Annotated in this window: 18 protein-coding genes and 6 tRNA genes; 18 read left to right on the forward strand and 6 right to left on the reverse strand. The window is 46.6% G+C overall.

All coding sequences use genetic code 11. The annotated features are described in order from the left end of the window. Nucleotides 1-166 (reverse strand): glycerol-3-phosphate acyltransferase (locus tag NTZ10_03840; GenBank protein MCX5749360.1); only part of this gene is annotated, 166 nt, incomplete at its 3' end. Between the two features lie 113 nt (nt 167-279). Here NTZ10_03840 and efp point away from each other — a divergent pair. From efp to budA, 12 genes are all read left to right on the forward strand, one after another. Beyond that, on the forward strand, nt 280-840 hold the full coding sequence (efp, locus tag NTZ10_03845; protein MCX5749361.1) for an elongation factor P: 561 nt from the start codon (nt 280-282) through the stop codon (nt 838-840). Between the two features lie 14 nt (nt 841-854). Beyond that, nucleotides 855-1,301 carry an acetyl-CoA carboxylase biotin carboxyl carrier protein gene (accB, locus tag NTZ10_03850; GenBank protein MCX5749362.1) on the forward strand — a complete coding sequence of 149 codons (447 nt, stop codon included), beginning with the start codon at nt 855-857 and terminating at the stop codon, nt 1,299-1,301. Nucleotides 1,302-1,303: 2 nt separating this feature from the next. Beyond that, complete coding sequence (gene recJ, locus NTZ10_03855) at nt 1,304-3,007, forward strand: single-stranded-DNA-specific exonuclease RecJ (GenBank protein ID MCX5749363.1); 1,704 nt, start codon at nt 1,304-1,306, stop codon at nt 3,005-3,007. Then, nucleotides 3,008-4,270, forward strand: a complete 1,263-nt coding sequence (purD, locus tag NTZ10_03860; protein ID MCX5749364.1) for a phosphoribosylamine--glycine ligase — start codon at nt 3,008-3,010, stop codon at nt 4,268-4,270. It abuts the gene before it with no gap. A 68-nt stretch (nt 4,271-4,338) separates the two neighbouring features. Continuing rightward, nucleotides 4,339-4,941: an RdgB/HAM1 family non-canonical purine NTP pyrophosphatase gene (gene rdgB / locus NTZ10_03865; protein MCX5749365.1), complete on the forward strand. Its 603-nt coding sequence runs from the start codon at nt 4,339-4,341 to the stop codon at nt 4,939-4,941. Nucleotides 4,942-5,084: 143 nt separating this feature from the next. Next, a tRNA-Pro gene (locus NTZ10_03870) sits at nt 5,085-5,158 on the forward strand. Between the two features lie 6 nt (nt 5,159-5,164). Further along, a tRNA-Pro gene (locus NTZ10_03875) sits at nt 5,165-5,238 on the forward strand. 19 nt (nt 5,239-5,257) lie between these two features. Next, nucleotides 5,258-5,330, forward strand: a tRNA-Gly gene (locus tag NTZ10_03880). Between the two features lie 13 nt (nt 5,331-5,343). Continuing rightward, a tRNA-Arg gene (locus tag NTZ10_03885) sits at nt 5,344-5,417 on the forward strand. 172 nt (nt 5,418-5,589) lie between these two features. Next, on the forward strand, nt 5,590-7,275 hold the full coding sequence (locus NTZ10_03890) for a hypothetical protein (protein MCX5749366.1): 1,686 nt from the start codon (nt 5,590-5,592) through the stop codon (nt 7,273-7,275). A gap of 64 nt (nt 7,276-7,339) precedes the next feature. Next, a tRNA-His gene (locus NTZ10_03895) sits at nt 7,340-7,413 on the forward strand. Between the two features lie 46 nt (nt 7,414-7,459). Further along, a complete protein-coding gene (gene budA / locus NTZ10_03900; protein ID MCX5749367.1) occupies nt 7,460-8,224 on the forward strand; it encodes an acetolactate decarboxylase in 765 nt (254 codons plus the stop codon). Between the two features lie 44 nt (nt 8,225-8,268). Here the strand turns inward: budA and NTZ10_03905 are convergent, their stop codons facing one another. After that, nucleotides 8,269-8,874, reverse strand: coding sequence for a hypothetical protein (locus tag NTZ10_03905; GenBank protein MCX5749368.1), 606 nt, complete (start codon nt 8,872-8,874; stop codon nt 8,269-8,271). 140 nt (nt 8,875-9,014) lie between these two features. Here NTZ10_03905 and NTZ10_03910 point away from each other — a divergent pair, with 140 nt between their 5' ends. Further along, nucleotides 9,015-9,464, forward strand: coding sequence for a nucleoside deaminase (locus NTZ10_03910; GenBank protein ID MCX5749369.1), 450 nt, complete (start codon nt 9,015-9,017; stop codon nt 9,462-9,464). On the opposite strand, the gene NTZ10_03915 is transcribed toward NTZ10_03910, so the two are convergent. Beyond that, complete coding sequence (locus tag NTZ10_03915; protein ID MCX5749370.1) at nt 9,461-10,687, reverse strand: hypothetical protein; 1,227 nt, start codon at nt 10,685-10,687, stop codon at nt 9,461-9,463. The two genes, NTZ10_03910 and NTZ10_03915, sit on opposite strands and share 4 nt — an antisense overlap. A 127-nt stretch (nt 10,688-10,814) precedes the next feature. Between NTZ10_03915 and NTZ10_03920 the strand changes: the two genes are divergently transcribed. The 3 genes from NTZ10_03920 to corA all read left to right on the forward strand — a co-directional run bounded on the left by NTZ10_03920 (nt 10,815) and on the right by corA (nt 13,425). Then, nucleotides 10,815-11,369 (forward strand): nitroreductase family protein, encoded by a 555-nt coding sequence (locus NTZ10_03920; protein MCX5749371.1) that lies wholly within the window; start codon nt 10,815-10,817, stop codon nt 11,367-11,369. A gap of 66 nt (nt 11,370-11,435) precedes the next feature. Beyond that, on the forward strand, nt 11,436-12,326 hold the full coding sequence (locus tag NTZ10_03925; protein MCX5749372.1) for a polysaccharide deacetylase family protein: 891 nt from the start codon (nt 11,436-11,438) through the stop codon (nt 12,324-12,326). A 28-nt stretch (nt 12,327-12,354) separates the two neighbouring features. Continuing rightward, nucleotides 12,355-13,425, forward strand: coding sequence for a magnesium/cobalt transporter CorA (gene corA, locus NTZ10_03930; protein MCX5749373.1), 1,071 nt, complete (start codon nt 12,355-12,357; stop codon nt 13,423-13,425). Nucleotides 13,426-13,428: 3 nt separating this feature from the next. On the opposite strand, the gene NTZ10_03935 is transcribed toward corA, so the two are convergent. The 3 genes from NTZ10_03935 to NTZ10_03945 form a co-directional block, all read right to left on the reverse strand. Further along, complete coding sequence (locus tag NTZ10_03935; GenBank protein MCX5749374.1) at nt 13,429-13,827, reverse strand: type II toxin-antitoxin system VapC family toxin; 399 nt, start codon at nt 13,825-13,827, stop codon at nt 13,429-13,431. A gap of 2 nt (nt 13,828-13,829) precedes the next feature. Beyond that, nucleotides 13,830-14,066 (reverse strand): AbrB/MazE/SpoVT family DNA-binding domain-containing protein, encoded by a 237-nt coding sequence (locus tag NTZ10_03940; GenBank protein ID MCX5749375.1) that lies wholly within the window; start codon nt 14,064-14,066, stop codon nt 13,830-13,832. A 133-nt stretch (nt 14,067-14,199) separates the two neighbouring features. Further along, nucleotides 14,200-14,276 (reverse strand) — tRNA-Met (locus NTZ10_03945). A gap of 82 nt (nt 14,277-14,358) precedes the next feature. Here NTZ10_03945 and NTZ10_03950 point away from each other — a divergent pair. Next, nucleotides 14,359-14,868: an NUDIX hydrolase gene (locus NTZ10_03950; GenBank protein ID MCX5749376.1), complete on the forward strand. Its 510-nt coding sequence runs from the start codon at nt 14,359-14,361 to the stop codon at nt 14,866-14,868. 97 nt (nt 14,869-14,965) lie between these two features. Continuing rightward, nucleotides 14,966-15,388 (forward strand): methionine--tRNA ligase subunit beta, encoded by a 423-nt coding sequence (locus tag NTZ10_03955; GenBank protein MCX5749377.1) that lies wholly within the window; start codon nt 14,966-14,968, stop codon nt 15,386-15,388. Nucleotides 15,389-15,458: the final 70 nt, after the last annotated feature.

The following is a 15,458-nucleotide window of genomic DNA, read 5'->3' on the forward strand; positions in this document are numbered from 1 at the left end:
CAAACACAAGGATCCCCCATCCTTTTCCGATCGTCCTGAACACATTGGTCGCGCCCGTGTTCCCGCTGCCGGCCTTTGTAATATCTATCCCTTTCATCCTTGATATGACCAGTCCGAAGGGGACGGAACCGATAAGATATGACAGCGCAAGTATCAGAATGAACATCATATTGACTATGATTATATCATTTTGTCCGGGAACGGGGCAGTAGCTGCCTTGAACGGACACCCCCGATATTGTAAAATGATATTTATCCTGATGATAAACGGAGTTTATGCATGTCGATAGCGGTAACCGAGCTCAGGCCGGGAATAACCATAGAACTTGAAGGCCAGATCTTTCAAGTCGTCGAGTATAACCATATAAAAATGGGCAGGGGAGGCGCGATAGTGCGCGTCAAGATGAAAAACCTTGACACGGGGAACTCTATCGAAAGAACGTTCAAATCAAACGACAAGGTCGAAAGAGCCCATATCGAAAGAAAACAAATGCAGTTCCTTTACAGCCAGGGCGGCCAGTACCACTTCATGGACCAGGTCACATACGACCAGATAGCCCTGACAGATGAACTGATGGGGGATGCACCAAAATATATAAGAGAAGGTGATATCGTACAGGTGGTCATACATAATGAAAGAGTAATGGGAGTCGATCTGCCGTCGTCCGTGACGCTGAAGGTGACCGAGACGGGTTCAGGGTTCAAAGGCGACAGCGTATCGAACATGATGAAGCCCGCGACGCTTGAGACGGGCCTGGTGACCCAGGTCCCGTTGTTCGTGAACGTCGAGAACTCTGTCGTCGTGGATACGAGGACCGGAAAGTATGTCGAGCGAGCTTGATAAAGGAGCATAAAATGGATTACGAAACGATAAAAAAGATCATTAAGATAGCGGAAGAGTCCGATATTTCCGGATTGAGCGTGGAAAAAGGGGATTTCAAGGTGGAAGTCAAAAGAGACAAAGGGCACCATCCCGTGCCGGTAGCCCCGGTACACCAGGTCGCGCATCCTGTCGAAGAAAAAGGCTCTTCGGCTAACCCAAAGCAAGCCGAAGAAGACGGTTTATTAGCGATAACATCTCCGATGGTAGGTACGTTTTACAGGGCTTCATCTCCTGACAGTCCCCCGTATGTTGAGGTCGGCAGCGAGATAAACGAGGGGACGGTCGTCTGCATCATCGAGGCGATGAAGCTTTTTAATGAGATAGAGTCCGAAGTTTCGGGAAAAGTAGTGAAGATACTTGTCGAGAACGGGAAGCCGGTGGACTACGGCCAAAAACTGATGCTCATAAAAAAGAGATAATGATGAGCATCCCCCAGCGTCAATGGCACTTTTATGAAAGCGATGATCTGTTGACGCAGGACATCTCAAAAGAATTCAATATCTCCTCGACCGTTTCAAGGGCTATCATCAACCGCGGGCTTAAAAAAAAAGAAGATATAAATGATTTCCTGAATCCCAGGCTTTCCTCTCTCAAGGACCCTTTTGAGATCCCGGGAATGGCAAAGGCTGTCCAGAGGGTGCTTCTTGCCAGGGAAAGGAAGGAAAAGGTCCTGGTATTCGGGGATTATGACGTTGACGGTGTCACCGGCACATCTATAATAGTCATTGCGCTTAAAAGGCTCGGGTTCGACCCGCTCTATTATATTCCTCACAGGTATGACGAGGGATACGGGATGAACATCGAAGCCGTCAATGAATTCAAGAAGCAGGGCGTTAATCTAATAGTCACTGTCGATTGCGGGATAAGTAATTTCAAAGAGATAAAAACCGCGAACGAACTCGGCATGGAAGTCATCGTGACGGACCACCATAATATCCCTCTTGAACTGCCGCAGGCGCATGCCATTGTCAATCCGAAACAGATGCCTGAGGGCCATCCGTCACGCAACCTTTCCGGGGCCGGGGTCGCGTTCAAATTTATCTGGGCTGTCTACAGGAAAGCGGGCATTTCGGACACCGTATCGGTGAAAGAATTCCTCGATCTTGCCGCGCTTGGCACAGTCGCTGATGTCGTGCCCCTTCTCGGGGAGAACAGGACGATAGCGGTGACCGGGATGAAGATCTTGAACGAAAAAAAACGGGTCGGAGTGAAACATCTTGTGGATACGGCCGGCATCTCCGGCAGAGTGACGGCGCGCAATATCTCTTTCATGCTCGCGCCGAGGCTGAACGCGCCCGGCAGGCTCCATCACGCGGAGCTGAGCATGAAACTCCTTCTGGAAGACAATCCGCAGAAAGCCCAGGCCCTGGCAGGAGAGATAAACAGGGTGAATGTCGAGCGCCAGCAGATCGGGGCCCTTATAGGGGAAGAGATCTTTTCAAGAATGGAGGACGCGGACGAAAAAAAACTGATACTCCTTGCCGGCAAGAACTGGCATCCGGGGGTTATCGGGATCGTGGCATCCAGGATATCAGAGCGGTTCAACCGGCCGACCATACTCATAAGCGAGGAAGGCGAATTCTGCAGGGGATCCGTAAGGAGCATAGAGGGTTTTGACGTGTATGACCTTCTTCTTTCATGCAAAGACCTTTTTCTTGATTTCGGAGGGCACAAGGATGCAGCCGGGTTCGAGATGCTCTCAAAGGATATTCCCGAGCTTGAAGAAAGGCTGCGCAAAAAAATGGACGGCTGTATCGCCATCGAAAACCTTGTGCCCAGGACAAAGATAGACGCGGTCATACCGTCAAAAGACATCACTTCCGTACTGGCGACAGAGCTTGAACAGCTTGAACCTTACGGCAGCGGCAATCCGGCTCCCGTCCTGCTTGCGAAAGGGTTAAAGATCGTGAACTGCAAGAGAGTGGGGCAGAGCGGAAACCACCTCAAGATAAAGCTGTCCGACGGCGGATCGGTCTTTGATTCGATCGGTTTTGACATGGGAGAGCTGGCGGGAGAGCTCGAGATCTCAAAGGAATACGATATTGCTTTCAATCTTTCCCTGAACGAATGGGACGGGTTCGAGTTCCCTCAGATGGAGATCGTGGACATGAGGAGACCTTTATAGATGAAGATACTTGTAATAGGGTCGGGCGGCCGCGAATCGGCATTGTGCCGGAAGATAAGTCAGAGCCCGAAGTGTTCGAAGCTGTTTTGCGCTCCGGGCAACGCAGGTATCTCAAAATATGCTGAGCTGGTCCCGGCATCAAAGATAGATGGGATCATTAATTTTGTCAAAGAGAACAGGATAGACCTGACGGTAGTAGGACCTGAACAGCCTCTGGTAGACGGGATAGTCGATGCTTTTGAAAAAGAGGGCTTGAGGATCTTCGGGCCATCGGCAAAAGCTGCCAGGATAGAAGGAAGCAAGATCTTTTCGAAAGACCTGATGAAAAAATACGGGATACCCACAGCATATTACGAGCAATTTTTAGATTCAAACAAAGCGATCATTTTTTTAAAAGGCAAAAAATATCCTGTCGTGATCAAGGCTGACGGGCTTGCCGCGGGCAAAGGTGTCATCATCGCGCAGGCGCAGGCGGAGGCGGAGGGCGCGATAAGATCGATGCTGGATGACAAGCAGTTCGGTGAAGCGGGCAAAAAGATAATCATAGAAGAATTCCTCGAAGGCGAAGAAGCTTCCATCCTCTGTTTCACGGATGGAAAGACGATCGTCCCCATGGAATCATCCCAGGACCACAAAAGAATACTTGACAATGATGAAGGGCCAAATACCGGCGGGATGGGGGCGTACAGTCCCGCTCCGGTCGTGACGGCGGAACTTCTGAAAAAAGTTGAAAAAGAGATACTTTATCCGACCATAAGGGCCATGGAAAAAGAAGAAAGTTTTTATAAAGGGATCCTGTACGCGGGATTGATGATCACAAAGGACGGGCCTAAAGTCCTGGAATATAACGCGAGGTTCGGCGACCCGGAAACACAGGCTGTCTTGCCGAGGCTAAAGACGGACCTGATAGATATCATGGAAGCGATCATTGACGGGCATCTGGATAAAATAAAGATCGAATGGGACAAAAAAGCTGCTGTGTGTATCGTACTTGCTTCAGGAGGATACCCCGGAGATTATAAAAAAGGATATGTGATAGAAGGTCTTGATGAAGCTGAAAAACTAAATGATGTCACCATCTTTCATGCAGGCACTTCTCTTGCGGGTTGTGATATCGTCACGTCAGGCGGAAGGGTCCTGGGTGTTACAGCGCTCGGTATATCTGTTAAAGAAGCGATCGACCGCGCTTACGCTGCTGTCTCGAAAATAAAATTCAAGGACATGCATTACAGGAAGGATATTGGGAAGAAAGCGCTAAAATAACTCACCCCCGCCCCCTCTCTTGACAAGAGAGGGGTGCCGAACGGAGTGAGGCGGGGTGAGTTTTAATAATGAAAATAATCTTAGCCACCAACAATAAAAACAAAGTCAAAGAAATAAAAAAAATCCTGAATATCAAAGGCGTAAAGGTGCTTTCGCTTTCTGATTTTCCGCAAAAGATAACAGTCGTCGAGGACGGCAGGACTTTTGAGGAAAATGCGGTCAAAAAAGCAACAGCAACGGCAAAAAAGTTAAAGACAATTACGATCGCCGATGACAGCGGGTTGTGTGTCGACGCTCTTAAAGGACTTCCCGGGGTCAGGTCGGCAAGGTATGTCAAACCTCCTGTCACTGCCGAGAGGTTATGCGCTAAGCTGCTTAAAGAAATGGATGAAGTGAAGCCGAGCGAAAGAAAAGCAATGTTCGTCTGTTCAGTAGCTATCGCAAGTATTTCAGGTAAGGTCAGGACCGTCAAAGGGATATGCAGAGGAATTATATCTGATAAAATGAACGGCAGCCGCGGTTTCGGCTATGACCCTGTGTTCATTCCTGACGGCTATAATAAAACATTCGCGCAGATGACCACTGCGCAAAAAAACAGATTAAGCCACAGGGGAAAGGCGTTCAGGGCTGCGAGGAAGATGATAAAGATGATGGTTGCCGGTCACCAGTAGCCTATTCTGTCACTTCGTGACATCACCTGTTCTCTCTCGCCTCGAGGACGAACCCTTTCGATGAAAAGTCGAAAGCGGAGATATTCTGACCCGAAATCCTGTAAGTCATATCGGATTATTATATAATAAGGATATAAATACGCCGGGGAGTAGCGCAGCTTGGTAGCGCACCTGGTTTGGGACCAGGGGGTCGCAGGTTCAAATCCTGTCTCCCCGATGTGATCGGGCCGTGGCGCAGCTTGGTAGCGCGCACGCTTGGGGTGCGTGAGGTCATGGGTTCAAATCCCGTCGGCCCGATGTTATAATCTTCGAGTGTGCGGGAGTAGCTCAGTTGGTAGAGCGCTAGCCTTCCAAGCTGGATGTCGTGGGTTCGAGTCCCATCTCCCGCTCGTTTAGTATTATGTCCCCGTAGCTCAGCTGGATAGAGCAACAGCCTTCTAAGCTGTAGGCCGAGCGTTCGAATCGCTCCGGGGACGTAAATAAAACCTCTGAAATTCATCCTCTTTATTACCGATAATCAAGCAGAAGGTAATAAATCTTATAATGGCTACATTTCGTAAAAATAACATAAATCCTGTTTCGCTTGCCCGTCAGATAGAGAGTTCAAGATATCGAAACGTAAGATCTTTTCGCGAATTTTGTGGAGGGATGCCGATAATATTGAGAGGACGAGATCGTTTACTGGGGCAGGCAGTCATCATAGACGCGCTTTTTCCCAAAGGTCTGGCAGCAGGCAACATGCCCGTACAGATAAGCGCAATCAAAATATCGCAGATGACCCTGGAGAAGAACGGCTGGTTTCACACTCTTGCAAGACCTTCATCAAGATTACCCTATAATTTTTTCAGGTTAACTGGACTAAACAATGATAATCTCCTTTTCGCGCCTGAGATCGATGATGTCACGCCTCATCTGGAGAGTTTCCTGTCAAACGCCACACTGGTAGGATTCGGGATAACGCCTGTTGTCGATTTTCTTTCGACTTTTCTGCCGGATATCAAAACGCGTTCCTGCATCGATCTTAAAAATAATATGATACGGACGGGCGTAAGCACGGGTAACATCTCTCTTGAAGCTTTTGCAAGCGCTCATGGCTTTAGAGCGGGGCTGGACATCTCCAGATCATCAATGTCCAGAGCCAGCCTGATATTCCAGATACTCTGCCACCTGACGGGGAAAAAAGAATCACTTTTGGAAATGAACGGTTCGGTTATGCTTTCTCCGATGCGCGAAAACGGGACCCGGTCCATTCCGGGATCAAATTATGAATTCATAGATATCAGGTCCCCTGAAACAGAGGTTCTTTTAACGGACCTGAAATGGCTGATGGTAAAAAGCTTAACAAGCATATTTGCAAAAAACGGGACTGACAGAGAGGATAAAGATATGCCCGGCTTGTTTTCTGCTATTAAGACGGCATATCCTTCCGGAGGCTGGAAACCGGATTCCGCTAAGCTGCGTCTGAGTTTGTCCAAATACTTCAGGAAGCTCCGTGTTGGAAAAGAAACGGCGGATGGGATTGTCGGCCGCCTTGCCGGGATGGCGGAAAAAGGAGAACCGCGTTTCCTGATCTGCTGGGAGATCTGTAAGGAGGCCTTAAAACGCTATTTCCCGTCCAGAAAAGGTGTAAGGGATAAATCTTTATATAAAGAATTCGCTAAAATCGCTTTTTTAAACTCCCTGTTCTGGCACCTGACATTCGGAGAGACAGAAGAATGCCGTAGCCGTCTTCAGGAATTCTACAGGTCCAAATGGAAAGATTATGCCCGCGAACTTCAGGATACAGAAGAGCTGACAAAGGTCAGGACGTCTTTGGCGAGCCACGAAAGAGGTCTCAGCGATTTCCGCCTGCAGGAAATGGGAAAATATTGCGAGCGGTATCTGCTCGATGAAGAGCAGGCGATCATCATCGCCAGGACCAGGGAACGGGCGCTGAGACTTAATGAAATTTTATCAGGAAAGGGCGTCAGATGCGGCACGGTCTATTCAAGGGACAATCACGGAGAAATAAAGAGTTTTACCCCTCACCAGAGAGATGTGGCGGTACGCTCACTGCACGATCACAATATCAAGATCTTAATATGCGAGGAGGGATCGCTGCCTAATCTTCTGGGGGTCCCTGTCAGGAAGATGCTTTTTGAGACGGTTCCGTTAAGGCCCAGTATTATGCGGACGATAAAAGAGTCCGTTTGCCGTGACGCTGATATCCATTTTCTTGTCGGTAGCAACGATACTGAACGGGCAATGCGCGAACGTTTTGAAGGATACCTTGATCAGTTGAACACCCCACCCGCACCCAGGGAAGCAAGGCTTCCTTATAAAGACCAAGAATAATAATCCCCGTGATATAATTGATACTGTCTTAATTCATATTTGTAGAGCCGCATATCCATTCATGGTGGCTATAGTGTAACGGTAGCACGAAGGGTTGTGGTCCCTTTAGTCCGGGTTCAAATCCCGATAGCCACCCCATCAATTTACTAAGCGAATATCAGGCGGTTTCTGCTAAAATATAGCCATGGTCAGAACCCTAAAGCTTCGAATATTTGTATCAGTCTTTATACTTGTATTTTTCTTTTCACCGGCGTTTGCCAAGCCGCATGCCGTTTTTCAGCATTCACTGTTAAATTCCCTGATGGCAGGTGTCTATAAAGGCGACATGAAGGTATCAGAGCTTCTTAAATACGGAGATTTCGGCGTGGGCACTTTTGACCGTCTTGACGGCGAAATGATCATCGTTGACGGGAAAATCTACCAGGTAAGAAGTGACGGCAACGTGATAGAGCGGCACGGCGATGCTAAAGTGCCTTTTGCGCAGGTGTGTTCATTCAAGCCGCAGGAAAGCTTTGCCATTTCAAATATCCCTTCGTTAGAAAGCGTAAAAACACTAATATGGTCAAAACTCAATTCAAAAAATCTTATTTACGCAATAAAAATAAAGGGCAGGTTCAATTATGTAAAAACACGAAGCGTTCCGAAGCAATCTGAACCATACCGTCCTCTGGCTGAGATAATAAAGAAACAGTCGGTTTTTGAGTTTAGTGCAGTTGAAGGGCAGGTTATAGGGTTCTGGCTGCCTGACTTTATCAAGGGTATTAATGCTCCGGGATTTCATTTCCATTTTTTAAATAAAGAGTTGACGGCCGGAGGTCATGTCATAGAAATGAGCGTTGCCAGTGCGGAAGTCATGTTAGACGATATATATAAATATAATTTGGAATTTCCCAGGGAGAGCAGCTTCCTCAACAAAGACCTTTCCGGGGACCTTCAATATAAACCGTAAGGACCTGCATATAAGCTATCGCGTTTAAACACTCTGTTGATAGATTAATTTTGACCAACCCTGCAATATCTATTCCCTGTTGCCAGATCAAGCACAATAGACGGAGTTGATAATATCTTTGTTTCCACTATCCTTGTATTTCCTGATATTTCAAGTAAGCCCATCGCTTTTTCAAAAAGTTCCCTGTTCCTCGGCCGGTTAAATCCGCCATAAAAAGCAACGTCTACGTCAGCAGAGCCCATAAAATGGGATAACATTTCCTGTATGCGGGATTCAATGTCAACATGAGCATCCAAATTTGCAATCAGGCCTCTTTTTATGCTTTTGTCGTACATCGTTACGATCAGACTATCATTTGCCCCGCTCGAATTGATAAATCTGACAGGAGAACTTACGGAATCAGCCATATGAAGTCGGTTCAGGCCGACTGTCTCGGTAATACTGTTATCATGGATCTCTATTGTTTGATCTGATATAGTGAAAGGTTTTATATCTAGCTTCCTTTCACCTGTCCATCGTTGCAAAGTCAGACCAATCGACCGGCTTGCCCTGTCAAGGATATTCATTCTTCCGGATGTAGGCCTGGATAAAGAATCGAGTCCTGAAAGTTGAAAGAAATGAGGCCCAATCACTCTTGCTTGAATTGTCATAGTATTATGTTATCCCCTCTTATGTATTTATCGTTAATTTTCGTGCTAAATTTCACTGAAAGTTAACTATTCAGGTCCAAATAGGCACCCTAATTATTCCTCTTATTGATTATTTCAAAATAATATAATATAGTCTACTTGTGGAAAGAGATCATCAATTCTTTATGAAAGAAGCCGTCAAAGAGGCAATAAAAGGCCTTAAAAGAGGCGGTATCCCTATTGGTTCAGTGTTGGTGAAAGACGGAAAGATACTTGGCAGGGGACATAACAGGAGAGTGCAGAAAAAATCAGCTATCCTACACGCTGAGATGGATTGCCTCGAGAACGCCGGAAGACTGAAAGCAAAAGATTATAAACAATGCACGATCTATTCCACTCTTTCGCCATGCGATATGTGCGCCGGTGCGATACTTTTATATAAGATACCGATTATAGTAATAGGGGAGAACAAGACTTTTAAAGGGCCGGAAAGTTATTCAAAAAAGCGGGGAGTGAAGATCATCAATCTTGATGATGTGGAGTGCAGGAAGATGATGTCTGATTTTATCAAGAAGAAGAGCGATCTCTGGAATGAAGATATTGGCGACTAGGACATTTTACCGCTCGCTTTATTATCTCCGGATCGAAGATGAGGTGATCTAGGTATCATCATTTCAAGCGCTTCTATGATCTGGGCCGGCTTTGGAGAAATGATCATCGATCTGTCCGATCTTCCGGAATACTTTTCCTGCGCTTGAAAACCCGCAGAAACATCGCTTGTCCACAGCCAGGTCTTTTTTTCAAAATCGTCAGCTATTATCGAGACTTTCGGGGTACCCACGGCTGCGGCAAGGTGAGCAGGCCCGGAATTCGGAGAAAGGACTGCAGTGCAGTTCCTTATTATTTCTGCTGAAGTCAGGCAATCACCGAAGAAAAGATGAGAAGATCTGCCGAAGCCCGAAGTCCTCGGAAAAGTCTTGTTGAGCGCATCCAGAAGGTGTTTGTGGGCGGAAAAGTCTTTATCATCATGTGCAGGATGGGTCCCGAAAATATTTCCTGACACAAGAAGAACATGATAGCCTTTCTTTATAAAATCAATAGCCACATCGTAATAATTCCTGAAAGGCCATACAGAGTTGAAGCTGTCATGGGTTGCGGATGTCAGGTGAATGCCGATGGTGTTTTTAGGACACAATCTTTCTTTCTCAAAGAACAGCCTTGCCTGGGCGACCTCTTTTTCGCTGGTCCAGACAAGCGGTCTTCTCATTGTTCCCGGAATTTGAAAATCCATGGAAGGATCATCTATCATGACCGCCATCCTGGCGGTCTCAAGATAAGTGTTCAGAAAATTAGGTTCGGGAATGGCATTTCCGCTGGTATTAACCACGTGGTCAAAGATGTGGGAGGGCAGGTCCCATCCGTGTTCTTCGTCGTCAGAGTTCGTCCGGAGATTACCCAAAAAACCGTCATAACCTATACGGTAGCTGTTCTTATCGACAAGATGCACTATGGAAAAAAAAGAGTCGTCAACGGTTTCGAAGCTGTCACCGAACGGCAAACAAACAATCGTCTTGTCAGCTATTTGTTCCCTTATCATTTTATCGCGCCCAGGCTCGTCACATCCAAAGATACTCGCACCGTGACTTTTGGCGTCCGCAAACCTGTATTTGTTCAGATAGATTGCCTGGGGGCTTGTCATGATAATCGTGCGTTCTCCGAAGGCATTGATCAACATATCAAATGAAGGTGCAATATGAAGCAGAGAACCCAGCTTGGTAATAGGGCAGGAGACTAAAAGCTTGCCAAAAGGCGCCAGTTTTGTTGTAGGTATCATTGTTGCCTCAAGTATCTATCTTTAAAACAGGCATAAAATTTCATTCTTAATTTCAGAAGTAAAAAAGGGGTGATATAATGTCAATGTCCGATCCTAAGCTCCCGATCTGAAGAATGCGGGGTTATTTATGGACGTAAAAGAAGCGATAGAGAAAAGGCGCGCTTACCGCTCGCTTGATAAAGCCGAGATCACAAAAGAACTTGTTGATGACCTCTCTCACAGCGCGAGCCTTGCAGCATCCTGTTTTAACAACCAGCCCTGGAGGTTCATATTCGTATATGAAGAGGAACAACTGAAGAAATTGAAGACCGCATTGAACAAGGGCAATGAATGGGCGGGCGATGCATCGATGATAATAGCTGTTGCCAGTAAAAAGGATACGGATTGTGTAGTAAAGGGAAGGGAATATTTCCTTTTTGATACAGGTATGGCTACAGCCCACCTGATACTCCGGGCGACCGAGCTTGGGCTTGTCGCCCACCCGATAGCGGGTTATGACGAACAAAAAGCCAGGGAAATACTTAATGTGCCGGAAGACATGACGGTCATAACGCTTATTAATGTAGGCAAGCATTCTGGGACAATAAGGCCGACATTATCCGAGAAACAGGCTGAAGGCGAGAAAGACAGGCCGAAGAGGCTGCCTCCTGAAAAGTTCTCTTTTATTAATAAATACGAATAATGACACTGGGTTTAAATTGCAAGAACATCAGGTAATAGTCTGTGACCCGGGGGCCAAGGAACAAAAATGCCGGTTTTTTTAAAGAACAGGATCATCATCCTGTCCTCGGTACTTATTTTTTCCGCCGCATTGATAGCCGTGTCAGGCTGCAAGGTGACGGTGAAAAAAGCCGGCGGCGCAATAAAGAAAAATCAGAATTATGTCAAAATCGCGGAAAAAGAGATCGATAAAAGTTTTTTTAAGATATATGTTCAGAACGAACAGGAACTTCTAAGGGGAGTGAAGTATCACAAGCTGATAAATGGCGACCCTTTCCTTAAAGAAATTGCGCTGACTTTTGATGACGGTCCGCACCCTCACTTCACGATGAAGCTCTTGGAGATCCTTAAAAAAAACAATATAAAAGCGACTTTTTTCCTGGTCGGGAAAAAAGCCGTGCAATACCCGCGGCTTGTCAGAGAAGAGATGGCATCCGGCCACTCTGTAGGCAATCATACTTACAGTCATTTAAATCTCACATTGATACCGTCGGAAGACGCGGCCGTGGAAATAAAAGCCTGCGGGCTTGCTCTGATGAACATAACCGGACAATACCCGCACCTTTTCAGGCCGCCGGGCGGGGATTACGACACCGAGACAATACGCGTTGCGGAACAGCTCGGGTACACGACAGTTCTGTGGACGGCCAACACGGGGGATGCGGCCAATATCGGCAAGCGCGCTATAAAGATCAGGCTTTTCAACAGGATCGATAACGGAGGGATAATATTGATGCACGACGGGATCCAGGCGACGATCGATATTTTACCCCAGGTGATCGGAGAACTAAAGAAGGAAGGATACGATTTTGTCACGATAGACGAGATGATCGCTCATAAAAACTTAAAAGGCGCCGTGCGCCACGGACTTCTTTACATGATCCGGGAAAATATCCTGAAAATATTGCGTTTGAAATAATATCAATAAGAATATACAATAATATCCAATGAAAGAAGCATCATACAAGCGTTCCAGAAAGACGGGACTCCCCCCGGGCTCGCCGGTCTATATCGGAAAACAGAAGGGCTTTAAGATAAAGATCTCTCTTATTGATTACAGCGCTTCCCATTTTGAAGAAAAAGAAATTTCCGAAATAAAAGAGTGTTTCCCGTTCAAAGAAAAAGATTCTGTCACATGGATAAATGTAGACGGAGTGCACGACCCTAAACTGATGGAAGAACTTTCATCATGCTACGGAGTACATCCGCTTGTGCAGGAAGACATCGTGAACACCGACCAGAGGCCGAAGCTTGAGGATTACGGCGATTATCTTTATATAGTTGTCAGGATGTTCTTGCTCAACGAGAAGGAAGAAAAAATATCATCGGAACAGGTGAGCTTTATAGTGGGGAGGAATTATACCATCTCATTCCAGGAAGAGGGAAAAGAAGGAGATGTGTTCGGCACGGTCCGCGAAAGGATAAGGTCGGGAAAGACAAGGATAAGGACAGAAGGGGCCGACTACCTTGTCTACAGCCTGATAGACGCGATCGTCGACAGTTATTTCGGCATTATCGAGCGGCTGGGTGAAAAGATAGAACAACTGGAGGAGATCCTCATAACCAAGCCGACGCAAAATGTATTGGGAGAGATACACGTACTAAAGAGGGAGATACTGAACCTGCGGAAAAACGTGTGGCCGCTTCGCGAGGTGATCGGAGCGCTGGAAAGGGGAGAATCACAACTGATAAGGCCTTCCACGAGAGTTTATCTCAGGGATGTCTATGATCACACGGTACAGATAATCGAGACGATCGAGAATTACAGGGATATGATGTCGGGGATGCTGGATATCTATCTTTCTTCTATCAGCAATCGGCTTAACGAAGTGATGAAGGTCCTGACGATAATAGCAACGATCTTTATACCTCTGACTTTTATAGTCGGCATATACGGGATGAACTTCAGGAACATGCCCGAGCTAAGCTGGGAATATTCCTACGCTGTTGTCTGGCTTGTCATGCTTTCTGTCGCGGCGGGGATGCTGATATATTTTAAAAGGAAGAAGTGGCTGTAGCCCTCAGCTGATCCAACATATTTTTACTTCATCTTCAAGGGTTTTGAATTCTTTGTCGCCTGTGACCACTTCTCCTTTTGTGAGCTTGGCCAGAGCCGCGGCAAAACAGTCAGCATATGATAATTTGTTCCCGGCTTTAAAGACAGCCGCCTGTCTGGATATTTGAAGATCAACGTCGACGGTCTTTATGGGGAATGTATTAATGATGCGCGCTATCTCATCGGCCTTGTCTTTTCCGAATTCCCTGAAAACGATGTAATAAACCTCTCCCCAGTTCACCGTTGTCATCAGAAGGTCGCTGTCCTTCTCCATCGCGTCGACGAATATATCCCCGACCTTCTCAGACCCCTCTTCTTTTTCAAGAAAAGCCATCAGCGCGTGCGCGTCCAGTATCCGCCTCATATCTATTTCTCCCTTTTCCTGTCTTTAACGCGCTCACGAAGAAGTTCTCTGGAGAGTTTCCCTCCGGTCTTTAGTATCCCCTCCTGTTCCTTTATATATGTTGAAGTCACCGGTTTGAGAATGATCTCATTTCCGTTCTCCTCAACATACAGCTTTGTGCCGGTCCTGATGCTCAATCTCTCGCGCATTTTGGCCGGTATTACTATCTGGCCCTTTGTCGTGACAGTTGCCTTAGTCATATATGTGCTCCTTTGTAGAAAAGTATAACATAAAGCAATAAGTAAGTCAAATAAATAAAGTAGTACATATTTCGTATTTTATTAGACTATTTGCGGCGACACAAAAGCCATCTTTCGATGGCTTTATATATTTTGGTAGCGGGGGCAGGATTCGAACCTGCGACCTCAAGGTTATGAGCCTTGCGAGCTACCAGGCTGCTCCACCCCGCGATGTCTGATATTTCTATTTTGACACAATTTCATCTTTCGTTCAACTTGCCGAACATCATAAATTATTATAAAATCAATTATGATGAAAAAGACAAGACTGATCCACAGGGCCAAGATATTTGACGTCGTAAAGAAGCGCGTCAAGCTGCCCAACGGGAACTGCCCGGAACTGGTGATAATAGAACATCCGGGTGCTGTCCTTGTCGTGCCTTTTTTAAACGATAACGAGATCGTGATGATCCGCCAGTACAGGCCGGCCGTAGAAAGGTTCATCTGGGAGCTTCCGGCGGGCACACTTGAAAAAGGGGAAAGCCCGGTCAAATGCGCGAAAAGGGAGCTGATAGAGGAGATCGGGTACTGCGCGAAGAAGATCGTGCATCTTTATAATATTATCCCGGCGCCGGGATATTCTTCGGAGATATTGAAATATTACGCCGCGTTCGGCCTTAAAAAGGTCAAGAAACAAAGCCAGAACGACGAGGTCATCAGAGAAGAGATCTTCAACAAGAAACAGATCAGAAAGATGTTCGAGAGCGGAAAGATAGTGGACAGCAAAACGATAACGGCGCTGGCGATAGTGGGATGGCTATGATTCGGCTGACGGCACGCCCACTCTGTTCGCTACGGCTGACAGCTAACGGCTCCGGAGCTGTAAGCTGTAAGTGAGCGAAGCGAACGAGCCGTAAGCTGTGAGCCAAATAAAGGAGAAACAAATGGTGACGATCCAGGAATTCATGAATATAGAACTGAAGGTTGCGAAGATAGTGGAGGCGAGCGACCATCCGAACGCAGATAAACTTGTCGTCCTGAAAGTCGATGCGGGCGAGACGGAGAAGAAAACAGTCATGCAGGAGTATGCGTACGGTTCTGGAAACGAGGAGCCGCAAACCGTCTCTGTGCCCAAATACAGGCAGATCGTTGCGGGAATAAGGAATTCTTATTCGAGCGAACAACTGGTAGGAAAATATATCGTACTGGTGAGCAACCTTGAGCCTGCTATGCTCAGAGGAGTGGAGAGCCAGGGAATGCTTCTTGCAGCGTCAGATGATGAATCCGGGCCGGTTCTAATATGTCCGGAGAGAGAAGTGAAGGTGGGAGCGAAAGTGAAATAACAGCCCTCACCCTTCCCTCTCCCATGGGGAGAGGGTGAAAATAAATATGGTTTTATGGATAAAAAAATAA

Source organism: Candidatus Saganbacteria bacterium, from assembly GCA_026387835.1.
Taxonomy (GTDB): Bacteria; Margulisbacteria; WOR-1; order JAKLHX01; family JAKLHX01; genus JAPLKZ01.